The sequence below is a fragment of the Nostoc sp. genome, from assembly GCF_036917315.1.
Classification (GTDB): domain Bacteria; phylum Cyanobacteriota; class Cyanobacteriia; order Cyanobacteriales; family Nostocaceae; genus Nostoc.
Window position 1 is genome coordinate 87,567 of sequence record NZ_JBALDR010000016.1, and the last position, 14,147, is coordinate 101,713.

Annotated in this window: 10 protein-coding genes; 3 read left to right on the forward strand and 7 right to left on the reverse strand. The window is 44.2% G+C overall.

Annotated features, from left to right (window positions below; translation table 11 throughout):
* Nucleotides 1–24 precede the first annotated feature (24 nt).
* The 4 genes from V7K84_RS09360 to V7K84_RS09375 form a co-directional block, all read right to left on the reverse strand.
* On the reverse strand, nt 25–204 hold the full coding sequence (locus V7K84_RS09360; protein ID WP_334720969.1) for a high light inducible protein: 180 nt from the start codon (nt 202–204) through the stop codon (nt 25–27).
* 445 nt (nt 205–649) lie between these two features.
* Nucleotides 650–2,383, reverse strand: coding sequence for a R3H domain-containing nucleic acid-binding protein (locus V7K84_RS09365; protein WP_334837630.1), 1,734 nt, complete (start codon nt 2,381–2,383; stop codon nt 650–652).
* Nucleotides 2,384–2,466: 83 nt separating this feature from the next.
* Nucleotides 2,467–3,684 (reverse strand): circadian clock protein LdpA, encoded by a 1,218-nt coding sequence (gene ldpA, locus V7K84_RS09370; protein WP_334837528.1) that lies wholly within the window; start codon nt 3,682–3,684, stop codon nt 2,467–2,469.
* 223 nt (nt 3,685–3,907) lie between these two features.
* Nucleotides 3,908–4,030, reverse strand: coding sequence for a hypothetical protein (locus V7K84_RS09375; protein ID WP_334837530.1), 123 nt, complete (start codon nt 4,028–4,030; stop codon nt 3,908–3,910).
* 76 nt (nt 4,031–4,106) lie between these two features.
* On the opposite strand from V7K84_RS09375, the gene V7K84_RS09380 reads away from it, so the two are divergent.
* The 3 genes from V7K84_RS09380 to V7K84_RS09390 all read left to right on the forward strand — a co-directional run bounded on the left by V7K84_RS09380 (nt 4,107) and on the right by V7K84_RS09390 (nt 10,515).
* On the forward strand, nt 4,107–8,375 hold the full coding sequence (locus V7K84_RS09380; protein ID WP_334837532.1) for a PAS domain S-box protein: 4,269 nt from the start codon (nt 4,107–4,109) through the stop codon (nt 8,373–8,375).
* Nucleotides 8,372–9,997 (forward strand): hybrid sensor histidine kinase/response regulator, encoded by a 1,626-nt coding sequence (locus tag V7K84_RS09385; RefSeq protein WP_334837534.1) that lies wholly within the window; start codon nt 8,372–8,374, stop codon nt 9,995–9,997. The genes V7K84_RS09380 and V7K84_RS09385 overlap by 4 nt, the downstream gene beginning before the upstream one ends.
* Nucleotides 9,998–10,155: 158 nt before the next feature.
* Nucleotides 10,156–10,515, forward strand: coding sequence for a VOC family protein (locus V7K84_RS09390; protein ID WP_334837632.1), 360 nt, complete (start codon nt 10,156–10,158; stop codon nt 10,513–10,515).
* Nucleotides 10,516–10,608: 93 nt separating this feature from the next.
* On the opposite strand, the gene V7K84_RS09395 is transcribed toward V7K84_RS09390, so the two are convergent.
* The 3 genes from V7K84_RS09395 to V7K84_RS09405 all read right to left on the reverse strand — a co-directional run bounded on the left by V7K84_RS09395 (nt 10,609) and on the right by V7K84_RS09405 (nt 13,870).
* The gene (locus V7K84_RS09395) at nt 10,609–11,802 is read right to left on the reverse strand and encodes a Coenzyme F420 hydrogenase/dehydrogenase, beta subunit C-terminal domain (protein WP_322710825.1); all 1,194 of its coding nucleotides are present in this window, start codon (nt 11,800–11,802) and stop codon (nt 10,609–10,611) included.
* A gap of 286 nt (nt 11,803–12,088) precedes the next feature.
* On the reverse strand, nt 12,089–13,063 hold the full coding sequence (locus V7K84_RS09400) for a DNA polymerase III subunit delta' (protein ID WP_334837536.1): 975 nt from the start codon (nt 13,061–13,063) through the stop codon (nt 12,089–12,091).
* A 393-nt stretch (nt 13,064–13,456) separates the two neighbouring features.
* The gene (locus V7K84_RS09405) at nt 13,457–13,870 is read right to left on the reverse strand and encodes a hypothetical protein (RefSeq protein ID WP_334705113.1); all 414 of its coding nucleotides are present in this window, start codon (nt 13,868–13,870) and stop codon (nt 13,457–13,459) included.
* Nucleotides 13,871–14,147 lie beyond the last annotated feature (277 nt).

The window sequence follows — 14,147 nt, forward strand, 5'->3', positions numbered from 1 at the left end:
TTATACTACCCTACGATCGCCAATTTAGAGGATACCCCAGAAATGGAGTAGCCCTTGACCAGAAAAAGCTTCAATCAAAATTGCAGATACAAAACCAATCATTGCAAGACGACCGTTCCAATTTTCACTCTGAGGAGTGAAGCCAAAACGTACAGCATTAGGATCTTCTGAAACAATAGGCGCAGGATTCTTAAAGGCTGACATGAGAATAACTCCAAAGTTCAAATGTTGTAGCAGTTATAACTGTCTGTAAAGTAATGTAACAGATGTTAAAAAAAATGCAAGATTGAGTGAATTAGGACTCACTCACTTTTTACGAATTATTTGTCTACGAGACGCTGCGTGATGTTGGTGATAACAGCGAATTGGTGCAAGAAAATTGGACTATTAGCTTGAGTATAGATAATGATATTGGCGATTTTTGATGGTTAAAGCGCTTTTCAAATGCATAAACTTTTTTCCTAAAAGGTTACGCTGTACACATAATCCGATTACCCAAAAGTCCTCCAAAACCTCACCCTGTCCTACCTTACTAAGGAGAGGGACAGGTTGAGGTATCTCAGGGGCTATCTATGAGACTAACCGTAAATTACCTTGACAAAGGCTTGTGTGTACATCGTAAGTAAACTCTTTGATAGAGTTATTAAAGTTACGCTGGATAAATCCGTAATCTTCTATTTGGTTCTTCGCCAAAACTATGCGACTTGAGGCGATAATGTTCTACCAACTCATGTTGCATTTTGCGAACTTGGGGAGAACGTGGCAATAACTCGACTGGCTGTCCTTTAGGAATCACAATTTGCTCAACTGCAAGTCTAGCTTCTTCTAAGGCATCCATCTCATCATCGCTACCATTGTGCAAAAACAATTGTAGTTCTCTGTCGTCGGCCATCTCTGGATCGTCGATGTTCAGCAACCGCCGCAAACCACGGGTAATTTGGGGAATAGTGCTGGACTTAATTACGTGGATGGGTACATGACGAGCTTTGGCCATTTGCCGTAATTTGGCGTGGTTTTTGACGTGCGATCGCAGTGCTAAAATTGCATCAGCAGTATCTATATCTTTTGTCAATACCACTGGCAAAGTTAGCACGCTAATCACCTGTTCCAGTTGGTGACGGCTAACCCCATAAGGGTAAACGTGCAATGGCAAATCTTCCCCATTCGGCCCTGGCACTCTTGTAGCAGCATCAAAATCAATGCTCTCAGAATAATTGAAGGATTCATCTAGCAAACGGTCAAACTCACTGCGCCCAGTTACCCGCTCTACAGGTAATTGCGGCAGTGCAACCATTTGTCCAGATGAACGCCAGCCATTAGACGGTCGCGCCGGTGGGAAAGAATCTTCCACTGTTGCTAGCTGTCCACCACGACCGTTGACAACAGCTAACTGACGTGTAACCGCAATTTTGCCGTGGTCATCAACGGTTCTGGTTTGTGGGGTAGCTTGACGTCCGCGCAACAGATTATCTACGGTGTCAGCAACACTTTCGTGTACTGTCCAGCGTTGGCGTTCTAACATTTCCACCGCAATTTCAAAGGTAGGCGGGGCTTTCCGCTCCAAAACGGTCTTTTGAGAGCCTCGCCGTCTGGCTTCATCGTCTCCCAGCGTCACAGCTTGGATACCCCCAACTAAATCAGCGAGGGTGGGGTTTTTAATCAGGTTTTCGATCTGATTCCCGTGAGCAGTACCTACCAACTGTACGCCCCGTTCCGCAATGGTACGAGCCGCTAAAGCTTCCAGTTCCGTGCCAATTTCATCGATGACAATGACTTCTGGCATGTGGTTTTCCACTGCCTCAATCATCACCTGATGCTGTTCGTTTGGATGAGCTACTTGCATCCGCCGAGCGCGACCAATGGCGGGGTGGGCAATATCACCATCCCCAGCAATTTCGTTGGAAGTGTCAATAATCACTACTCGCTTATGCAGATCGTCCGCTAAAACACGGGCTATTTCCCGCAAGGCGGTAGTTTTGCCCACGCCTGGACGCCCCAGCATGAGAATCGATTTACCAGTTTCTACCAAGTCGCGGATCATGCCAATGGTTCCGAATACCGCCCGACCAACACGACAGGTCAAGCCAATAATCTTACCAGTGCGGTTGCGAATAGCGCTGATCCGATGCAAAGTTTGCTCAATTCCTGCCCGATTATCTCCGCCAAAGATTCCGACTCGTTGAATGCAATCATCTATTTGTTCTTGAGTAACGGGTACTTCGCTCAAATACTCAGCTTGATTAGGAAAGCGAGCTTCTGGGCGACGACCCAAATCCAAGACCACTTCTACTAAACTATCTCGTTTGGGATGACTCTCTAGTACTTGTTGCAGGTCTTGGGGCAAAATGTCTAATAACTTTTGGAGATCGTCTGTAATCGTCATGCTTTCTATGGTGACGTTTTTAGAGATAGCGAGGACATTTGCGTGCAGGAGAACCCGCTCTGGGAATTTTTCCGAACGAGCGATTAACGCTCCTGCTGTGACTTGATCTGGGAAACGAGAGAATGGGCAAGTTCTACAGCTTGCCAAAGCAATACTTCATCTTCTTCTAGGCGAACAGTCGCCTTCATATTGGTGTTACTTACCTCCTTATTCTCTAACTGTTCGAGAATTGGTGACAGCAGTACGCGAGCGTAGCTACCGTAGGCAACCCCGGCGATGGAGGCGGAGGGGCAGAGGGGCAGAGGGGCAGCACTTCGGCTACGCTCAGTGACCGAGGGGCAGAGGGGCGGAGGGGCAGAGGGGAAAATTTCTTCTTTCTCCCCTGCTCCCCTGCTCCCCTGCTCCCCTGCCTCTTTGAGCAACCCCATCGCTTTTAATTTAGCAACGGTATACTTATTTGTGCCGCCTGCTAACTGCACATATCCCGGTAACTTAGCTGCCAAAACTTTTTGTCCTAATTTCACCGCGGCTATTGTGGTGCCATCGCCAATATCACCACTCATCGGACGACCATCGGTTTGCCAAATTAAAGTACCCTTGAATGGGGCAATCCTGTCGTAGAGCGCTCTTAAGTAGTCAATCATCCCTTCACCATCAGGACAGCTGATGGCTAGTAACTTTAGTTTATCGACCCACGGTGAAATTGCTTGCCATAATCGCTCAAATTCTGCCAATCGCCCGACTTGTGTATGGATTTCTACGGCATCTACTCCCGTTGACATTACCAATGGCGCGATCGCTCCCGGCGTTGTCACGTATGAAGCTGTATAAATTATACTATAAGGGCAAATTGGGATGCAACGACCGCAGCCATAACACTTTTCGGATACTACTCCTGAAAAGTCTTCTTTGATACTGTCAAACACGATCGCTTGTGCCGGACAAATCCGTTCACAGGGTCTAGGGCAGTCTGTAGGACACTCATGAGGATTAAATTCTGCTTTGCGAAAATGGGGGTCTTCTCCATCGTTTAGGCTGACCATCAAAAACGGTAAATTGCCTTTGTAGTCAAAGCCTCGCTTTTGGGCATCCTTAGCCAGAGATTTGGCTGCTTGTAGCCCTGATTGCGCTGCTGCAATTACTGCTGGATCAGCTGCAACATCTATGCAGTCAGCGCCCGCCAAAGTATAGGCTAACGTTAAACTTCTGACTGCCGGCAAATGCTGGAAGCTGGCTCCGCAGATCAGCTTGAACCAGTCACCTTGTTTGAGAGATTGTAAAGGTAGGAACAGATCAGTCACTATTCTATTATGCGTTTATGCGACTAAAAATAGTAGTCTGCGATCGAGAAAAAGTCCGAATTTGCTGATTTAGGGTTTATCGATTTAGGGTTTATTGAATTGGGGATTGGACAAAAGAAGCAGAGGTGCGGAGGGGCAGAGGAGAAAGATTTAGGCAATTTCCGTTAATAAATCTACCGTCGCCGTTGGTTTCGACTCCGCGGTAGTTGAGCGTAGTCGAAACTCAACCAACTAAGGGATCGAGAGTTGAGCGTTCGCGTAGCGTCTCGAAGAGAAGTCGAAACTCGTCAACCTGGGTATATTCTTTGTGAGAAATCACCTTACTACTACTAATTTTCCCCTGCACCTCTGCTCCCCTGCTCCCCTGCCCCTCTGCTCCCCCATCTCCCCACTCCCGCAGCTGTCTTAGGAGGCCGACATAGATGACAACTGTATTTTTTGTAGAAGACTCTGCTGAAGATAGAGCTTTGTATCGACGCTTCCTAGAGCGGGACGATCGCTACACTTATGATATTTACGAATTTGAATCTGGAAATAAGGCGCTACAAGCTTGTCAAGGAAAAATACCAGATGTGATTTTGTTGGACTATCGATTACCAGATTTAGACGGGCTGGAATTTCTCACTCAGCTACAGAGGCAAACTTCTGACAGCCAAATTTCAGTAATTATACTGGCTGAACAGGGAGACGAAACGATCGCAGTCCAAGCGACCAAGAGTGGGGCGCAAGATTATCTAGTCAAAGGAAAACTGACCTCTGATAATTTACGCCGAGCGGTTCATGGGGCGATCGAGCAGATGCAGCTAATGCGGCAGCTAAAACAACAACAGGAACAACAAAAGTTAGTAGGAGCGATCGCTATCCAACAAGCCGAACTCTATCACAATCTCCAAACCCTCAACACCGAGTTAGAAGCGAAGGTACAGGAGCGCACTGCCAAATTGCACCAAAGCGATCGCCGTTTTCGCGCCATCTTTAATAACACTTTCCAGTTCATAGGACTGCTAACGCCAGCTGGCATTTTACTGGAGGTGAACCAGACGGCGCTAAATTTTGCCGGACTGAAACTAGAAGATGCGATCGATCGCCCTTTTTGGGAAGTATGCTGGTGGACAATTTCACCGCAAACTCAAGCAGAATTAAAACAAGCGATCGCTCGTGCAGCCCAAGGGGAGTTTATCCGCTATGAAGTTGATGTTCTCGGTGCAAATAATCGGGTAGCAACAATCGATTTTTCACTCCGTCCGCTTTTAGATGAGACAGGTCAAGTTGTTTTGTTGATTCCCGAAGGGCGAGATATCACCGAACTCAAACAGGCTAAAGAAAAACTCCAACAAAGTGAAGCACTGCTAGCTACTACTCAACAAATCGCCCATGTAGGCAGTTGGGAATTGAATTTAGAAACGAAAAAGCGCTCCTGGTCAATAGAAACCTTTCGCATCTCTGGCCTAAATCCCACTCAAGGCGAACCCAACCAAACGGAACTTCTTCAAATAGTTCACCCAGACGATCGCGGCTGGATAGAGGCTCAACTGGAACAGGCGATGTCTACGACTGGCTACACCTACGCTCAACAAGCCCCTTTCAATCTTGAGTATCGAATTATCCAACCTGATGGTTCAGTGCGCTATGTTGAATCAAAAGCAAAAATAGCTTATGACGCTCAAGGACAGCCAGTTAAGCTATTGGGAGCGGTTATAGATATTACAGAACGCAAACAAACTGAGTTAGAAATCATCCGTAGTCGTGACCTGTTAGAAGCTGTCTATAACGAATCCGCTGATGCGCTTTTTTTGGTAGATGTCGAAACATTACTGATCGCTGACTGTAACGATCGAGCAGTGGAGCTATTTGCAGCCTCTAGTAAAGCCGAATTAATTAACATTAAAGTTAACACTCTGCAAAAACAACCGTTCACTTCCGATGAGATTGCCACCTTTATGGAAGAAATTCACCAGCAAGGGTTTTGGAGTCGAGAAGTTGAATATATTACTAAGCAGGGCAAACCCTTTTGGGGAAACATCGCAGCCAAACAAATTACGGTCGCTGGTACTGTGATGCAACTGGTACGAATCACAGATATTACTGCCCGCAAGTATGGTGAAAAAGAGCAGCAACGGGCAGAAATAGCTCTCCGAGAAAGCGAGGAACGACTACAATTAGCCCTTGAGGCTTCTGGAGATGCTTTGTGGGACTGGAATATTTTGACTGGAGAGGTTTATTACAGCCCTCGCTATTTAGAAATGCTAGGATACCGCTTTGATGAACTCCCACAGAATTTGAGTACTTGGGAGCGATTAGTTCATCCAGACGATCTACCTTGGGTGGAGAAAATCTTGACAGATCACCTCAAGGATAGTTCAATACTGTACAAATTTGACTATCGACTCCGAACTAAGTCAGGCGAATGCAAATGGATTGCCAACTACGGCAAGGTTGTGATGCGAGATGCAGATGGTAATCCTCTGCGAATGACTGGTACTCATCGGGATATCAGCGATCGACAAGGCGCGCTACGCGAACACAAACAAGCCGAAGCAGCCTTAGCCAAAAGTGAAGAACAACTGAGACTAACGTTGGAATTTAACCACATCGGTCTTTGGGATTGGAATGTTCAAACAGGCGAAGTTATCTGGAACGACAACCATTATCGTTTGTTAGGTTTAGATCCAGAAATATCAGCAGCCAACTATCAACTATGGCGCGATCGCGTGCATCCAGAGGATGTTGACCGAATCGAACAGGCTGTATCAAATGCACTGACACAACATATTAATTTTCAAGGTGAATATCGAGTGATTTTTCCCGATGGCAGGGTTCACTGGCTCACAGGGAAAGGACGTGGCGTTTACAACGAAGCAGGCGAACCTGTACGGATGTTAGGAGTAATTATTGATACAAATGAAAGCAAGCAAGCAGAAGCAGCTTTGCAAGAAAGTGAAGCCCGATTCCAGGCATTTATGAACAACAGCCCAGTGCTAGCTTGCATCACTGATACAGATGGGCGTGTACTTTACTTAAATCAAACATACCTGCGAACATTTAAATTACTACCCGAACAGGTGATTGGGCAATATATTTCTGACCTCTACCCAGATGAAATTGCTCGGCAGCATTTCGATAACATTTGCACAGTCATAGAGACAAATCAGGTAATTGAGGTGATTGAATTTGCTCCCCGACCAAACGGTTCCCTTGGTGAGTTCTTGGTATACAAATTCCCAATTCTCGGATTGTCTGAACAAAAGCTAGTGGGTAGGGTGGCGATTGATATTACAGAACGCAAGATTCTAGAGCGAGAACTAGCTCACAAGCAAAAGTTATTGGATACCTTTATCAATAATGCACCTGTTGGGATAACTATTCTCGATCGGGAACTGCGTTATTCATTGATTAATGAAGCATTAGCAGAAATTAATGGCATTCCCGCAGCAGAGCATATTGGCAAGACAACGTGGGAGATTGTCCCTGATATAGCACCAAAGCAAGAGCAACTCTTTCGACAGGTCTTAACAACGGGTGAACCGATTCTGGATTTGGAAATCAGTGGAGAAACCCCAAAATTTCCAGGTGTAATCAGGACTTGGCTAGCTTCCTATTTTCCGATTCAGTCTGAAGCTAATGAACCTATTAGCATGGGCATTGTAGTAGTTGAAATCAGCGATCGCAAACGCGCTGAACAAATGTTAGAGTTGCAAGCAGTCATTACCCGCAATATGGCTGAGGGAATTTGCCTAGTTCGTGCTACAGATGGCGTGTTTGTCTACGCCAATCCTAAATTCGAGCAGATGTTTGGTTATGAGCCTGGTGAATTAATCGGTCAGTATGTATCGATCGTCAACTATGGTGATGAAAATAATACACCTGAAGATGTTAATCAGGCGATTAGCACTGCTGTTTTAGAACACAGTGAAGTAACCTATGAAATCCATAATATTAAAAAAGATGGCACTCTATTCTGGTGTAGCGCTACCGCTTCCGTTTTTGAACATCCTGAGTATGGAAGCGTTCTTGTAGCTATCCAACAAGATATCACCGAGCAAAAGCAAGCAAAAGAAAAAATTAAAGCCTCTCTAAAAGAAAAGGAGGTATTACTCAAAGAAATTCATCATCGTGTTAAGAACAATTTAGGAATTGTCAGCAGTTTGCTGCAAATGCAATGCAGACGAACACAAGATCCTGTAGTGACAGCTATTTTGCGCGATAGCCAAAACCGCATTGCTTCCATTGCCCTAGTTCATGAAAAACTATACCGTTCTGAAGACCTCGCTGATATTGATTTCGCTCAATACATTCCAGATTTAACAACTCATTTATTTGATTCCTATAATGTCAGTTCCAACCAAATTGAACTAAATATTCAAGTTGATAATGCTAGCCTTGACATCGAAACCGCCATTCCTTGTGGCTTGATTATCAACGAACTAGTTTCTAATGCTTTGAAATACGCCTTTGTTGGTAATATTGGGGGCAAAATTGAGGTTAAGTTTTATCAACAATCGGAATCTACTTTGACACTCATTATTAGAGATAATGGTGTTGGCTTACCTGAAAACTTTGATAGTAAGAAAACTAAAACACTGGGCATAACCCTCGTCCAGGGTTTAGTCAAGCAGCTAAGAGGAAAACTTGAAATTGACTCTCAACAGGGAACAGAGTTCAAAATTACTTTTACAAACAGCCGGACATGAACATAATTGACATTTCATCAAACACACAGACAAAAGAGACAGTTCGAGTCCTTGTTGTTGAAGATGAATATATCCTTGCTATCAACTTACAAGAAACTTTAGAGTCTTTAGGATATGTTGTTTTAGATATTGCCGATTCTGCCGAAGGGGCAATTGCAAAAGCAACTGAATTACGCCCAAACTTGATTTTAATGGATATCAGGCTACGGGGTGAAACGGACGGCATCCAGGCAGCGGAGCAAATTTGGCATCATTTGCAAATTCCGATTATCTACGTCACCGGGCACTCTGATAAAAGTACTGTTGAGCGAGCAACGCTGACATCCCCCTTTGGATACATTCTCAAACCTATTAAAGAGCAAGAACTTTATGTTGCCATTCAAACAGCACTCAATCGCTACGATCGCGAGCAATTTTTAAGTTCTGTACTTCGGGGAATGGGTGATGCGGTAATTGTAGTTGATACTGAATTAAATATTAAATACATCAATCAGGTAGCTGAAGCTTTAACAGGATGGCGATGGGATGAAGCTAAAGAGAAGATGTTAACTGAAGTTATCAAAATCATTGATGAACAAACTCAGCTACCAATAGAAAATCCAATTATCGCAGCCCTGCAACAAGAAACTACTATATATTTAGGCGGTGGCGTCCTACTAGTTGCCAGAAACGGGACAACTATACCAATAGCTGATAGCGCTACTCCCCTGAGAAATAACAATGGTGTAATTACAGGAGCCGTATTTGTTTTCCGAGATGACACGCAACGACGGTTAACCGAAGAACGTAATCTTGCAGCTGAACGTGCCCAACAACTAGAAATTCGTGTGGCAGAACTTCAACGCCTGAACCAATTAAAAGAGGATTTTCTGGCAACCATTTCTCAGGAAATGCGAACGCCCTTGTCAAACATCAAAATGGCAATCTCTGTGCTAGAAAATATTCTCGATCGCCAGGGAGTTTTACATTTAAAAACAGCTTCTCCATCTGACTCTGTAGCCCGCTACTTAACTATTTTGCGCGATCAGTGCGAACAAGAGCTAGATTTGATAGACAACTTACTGCATATACGAATGATTGATGCAGATATCTATCCGTTAGAATTAACTTCAATTCAACTCCAAAACTGGCTACCTCACGTTGCCGAGTATTTTCAAGAACGCGCTCAAGCTAGGCAACAGTCTTTTGAAATTAGTGTTTCTCCAAATTTACCACCTTTAGTTTCAGATTTGGCTAGCCTGACTGAAATTGTCTCAGAGTTACTCAACAATGCTTGTAAATACACTCCGCCTGATGGACAGATTGTGTTAAACGTTCAGCTAATTTACATCACAAAAAGTCTGATAGATGAGAATGCTAAATCTGGTGTATTACATAATTTTCAAGTTCCTTATTTTCAAATCACAATTAGCAATTCTGGGGTGATAATTCCAAAAAAAGAACAATCTCGAATTTTTGAGCCGTTTTACCGGATTCCTGAAAGCGATCGCTGGCAACAAAGCGGCACAGGATTAGGTTTAACATTGGCTAAGAAGTTAGTAGAATATCTCCAAGGCACGATTGAAGTTACCAGTTCTCAGGGCTGGACAACGTTTACAGTTCAACTGCCTTTAAATTTGTAATGGTATTTGTCATTTGTCCTTTGTCCTTTGTCCTTTGTCCTTTGTCCTTTGTCCTTTGTCATTAGACGTTGGTTATTAATGCTTCCTGCCACCCTCACCTTCCGAAAGAGTTCAAACTACGCCAAAATCTAAATAAACGCGATCGCATCTTACCGACAATGCAGATTACCCAAAGTCTCCATACAGCGATTCTTGTGACTGACTTAGAACGCTCTGAACATTTTTATGGCAAAGTATTGGGATTATCCAAAATAGATCGTTCCCTAAACTACCCTGGTGCATGGTATCAAGTCGGCGACTATCAAATTCACTTGATAGTTGCAACCACTGTCCCCACGAAAAACCCAAACGAAAAATGGGGACGTAATCCCCACGTTGCCTTCACAGTAGTTGACTTAGACGCCGCCAAACAGGAATTTCTCAATCAAAATTATCCCATTCAAGCTAGCGCCTCCGGTCGCGCTGCCCTGTTTACTCAAGACCCTGATGGGAATATTATCGAGTTGAGTCAGCAGTGAGGGGAAGTAGGGGGAGCAGAGGTGCAGGGGAGCAGGGGAGTAGGGGAGAATTAGTAGTAGTAAGTCTTTCTCCTCTGCCCCTCTGCCCCACTTCTATTCTGGTAATTTATATTGTCCAACAATACGCTTGGCAAACTCTGGAACGTGCGCTTCTAATTTCTCTGGATGATTGCGCTTCACATACAAATAATTCCGAGTAAAGTGAGAATCAATGGAAAATCGCGCATATTCTAGACCCTTGGGGCCGATTTTTTCGATTACCACACCCATTAGTTTTGCTGCCCACATCGGCAGTGTAACGCCTTTATCGTAAGCAGGAATACTTTGTTGTACGGCTTCTTTTCGGTTGCCTTTAGACGTTACTGGTTGAGTATCTAACTGGTCTTTCACTAAATCCAGCATTTCCTTACCAGTGTCATTTCTAACTACAATCCATTGCCAGCCGAAGGGTGCGCCCATGTAGCCAACAACTAAGTCGGCTAGGGAATTGACGTAATCAAAGCAACTCATACAAGATGGGGCAAAGACATCTTTGAGTTTGTTGGTCTTCAAGCCAAAGAAAGGCACGGTTTCTGATGAGCCATCCTCATGTTTGAAGTGAACCCGAAAGTCTTGCATGAATTCGTAATGCACAACTGTGTCAGGCGATCGGCTGGTGGTTTCTAAGAATTTTTGCAGTCCGGCGCGGTTAACGTTGTCTACGCAGGGCGTACCCAAAACATACAGCTTTTCTAAACCAAGTTGTTTTTCTACGGCTCGTAATGCCTGGATTTGGCAACCAACACCAATTACCAACAGCCGTTTCATCCCCGATTTTTCCACCTGTTCTAATATGGAAAGGTTCGGAGAAAGTGTTGGTTTATTTACCCGTGCGGCTAGTATTTCTTCTGGGGTACGGGCGATGACTGGCATGGGTTGAAAGCGGTCTTCTTTGGTGTTTTGCACGCAGACGACACCTTCAACTAAGCCGCGATTCAGCATTTCAATGGCAATGCTGCTCACAATACCCGTCCATTGTGCGCCTTCGATGGGTTGCTGTTTCTTCGCTGCTATCATGTCTTGATGAACACCAAAGTAGAGTTCATCGGGGTTTTCGAGATGGCGCGATCGCGTGTGTGTTTCTTGTTCAAGTTCGCCTATTTGCTGATTAATAAAAGCGCAAGCTTCCTTGACATAGTGAATATAGTATGTATCGCATAGTCCGCACTCGCTACAGAGTTCTTTCGCAGGGCGGCGGCTGGTAGGTTTTAAGGCTCTGGCTTTTTTGTGAGGAGAAACTGAGGTCATATAAACTTTTTGTTTTATCCAGGAATCGCTTTTATTACAATACCTTCACTCGCTATGAACTTGACGATAGAGGATGAACAAGACATTGTAATATTTTGAAACGCAGAGGGACGCAAAGTAAACGCATAGGCGCTTCTCTACGAGACGCTACGCGTAGCTTGCTTCCACGAAGTGGTACGCCTTCCCGCAGGGTAGGAACGCAGAGTTTTGCTTAATTTATTTTGCTACGAATTAATTAAATATTGTACTGAGTCTTTGATGAGGAATTATAGAAATGCGAGTGCATTCAACGATGAATAGGAGAAATAGAATTTGATTTTTGATACACAGATAAAAGCAGACATTCCCAAACAAGCCGTGGTTGAGCGTAAGAAAGCAAGTGTTTACGAGATTGTTCTAGCTGGTTAATGATACTAGGTTGATGCCATTGCTGCCAGTAGAATTGCTGAAGATAATCAACTAACCACAGTTGTGCTTCTGTATCTAAATCCTTATCAATTTTTTTGGCTAACTCTAAGGCGTTACGGTAAGATTTGGGCGCTTTTTTCAAGTCTTCGAGTAACTCATCGGGAATAACTTGTAGTTGCTCATAAGATGCGATCGCACTTCCAGCACTACCAGCTGCTATACTCAAAACTGCCTGATTTGACAAAATTTCCTGATGGCCTGTTTGTGTGAGTACAACAGCCAAAGACTCTGCATTTAAGCGATAAAAAGGAATGCGTTGACAGCGTGATACCAAAGTCGGCAACACAGATTCAGGTGTAGGTGCAATTAAAATTAATGTCGCCTGTCCCGGTTCTTCCAAAGTTTTAAGTAAGGCATTCGCTGCGGCTTCTGCCATTGTTTGGGCTTCTTCCAGCACTACCACATTTCTCGGCGCTTCCAAGGGCGGACGACCTAAAAACTCGGTAATTCCCCGAATTTGCTCTAATCGAATTACAGGTGGTGCTTTACGCTTGAGTCCTTTTTCGGCTGCTTCTGCTGCTGTTAATCGTTGTCCCTGGTATTGGTACGTTGGTTGCACCCACAATAAAGCTGGATGGTTGCCTTGACGCAAACGGTTTTGTAAAGATGCAGTAACTCCCATCCCATTAGAAAATAGCAATTTTACAAAACACCTAGCTGCTAAACTCCTACCTACACCATCTGGCCCTACAAATAAGTAGGCTGGAGGAACCCGGTTTTGCCTGACAGCCTGAGTGAGTAATTCTATAGCTTGCTGTTGTCCGATAACTGGTGCAAATGGGTCATTAATCATTAATTAGATGTTGTAGAACTGCTGACAGGTCAACATAATTCGTAATTGATAATTGGTAATTCGTAGTTGCAATTACTTTGGGGCATCGCTTATAAAAATCTTACTTTTAGGGACTTCCAGTTAAAAAAAACACCCCATCCCTGCGGGACGCTCCGCGAACGTAGGGGCACGGTATGCCGTCATTGGTGTCAACTTAAGAAAAAATCTGCTTTGAGAGGACGTTTTACCCTCATCCCCTAACCCCTTCTCCCAAGTTGGGAGAAGGGGAACTAGAGAATTTCCTCTCTCCCAATTTTGGGAGAGGGGTTGGGGGTGAGGGTAAAACCTGGAAAGCTCGCCAAAGCTAGCTTATACGTTAAGTTGACACCAATGCGTATGCCGTGCCCCTACTACTTAAACCTTAGACGTGAGAAATCTGGATATCTCCGCGTGTGCTAACACAGCCCCAGGTTCGCGCTGGAGAGCGTTGTAATACTTTCTCTCAAAGGTATTACCCGTCTCTAACGGTACAATGAGTGTGCGGACATCAGCAATCAATTTTTGGAAATCATCCAGCAATATCGGTTCATCTGCTTGGAGCATTTCATCAACTTGCACAACCATCTCAGAAATGCGATGTAGCCAAGCAAATTGTTCGTGAGCGATGACTAGCTGAAGAAGTTCTCCACTTGATACTCGTCCACTAATCTGTTCGTAGGCAATGCGTTCTGTCTCCAGCAACATCTTGTGAAGGTCGAGTAATTTGTTTCGTAAATCACGCAGATATTGATGCTGACGTATTCTTTCTGTAAGTGTGTTAGAAGTCAATGTTACTTATCCTCTCGTTACAATAGTCTTCAATGGCTTAAATAATTTCTAAGCATTGACAATTGGGCATTGGGATTGGGGGAGAGGTGACAGGTAACAGGTGATAGGGATCTGTACCCTGTAACCTTTAACCTATTCCTTTCTTCTTCCCCATGCCCTGGTGAATGGAGTTTTTTATCTATTTGGTTTCCTTGCTAAGAAGCATTATAATGAGCATATCTGTTTATAACCGTTATATCTTATATCTGATTAATCATATAATAGCATAAAATTATAA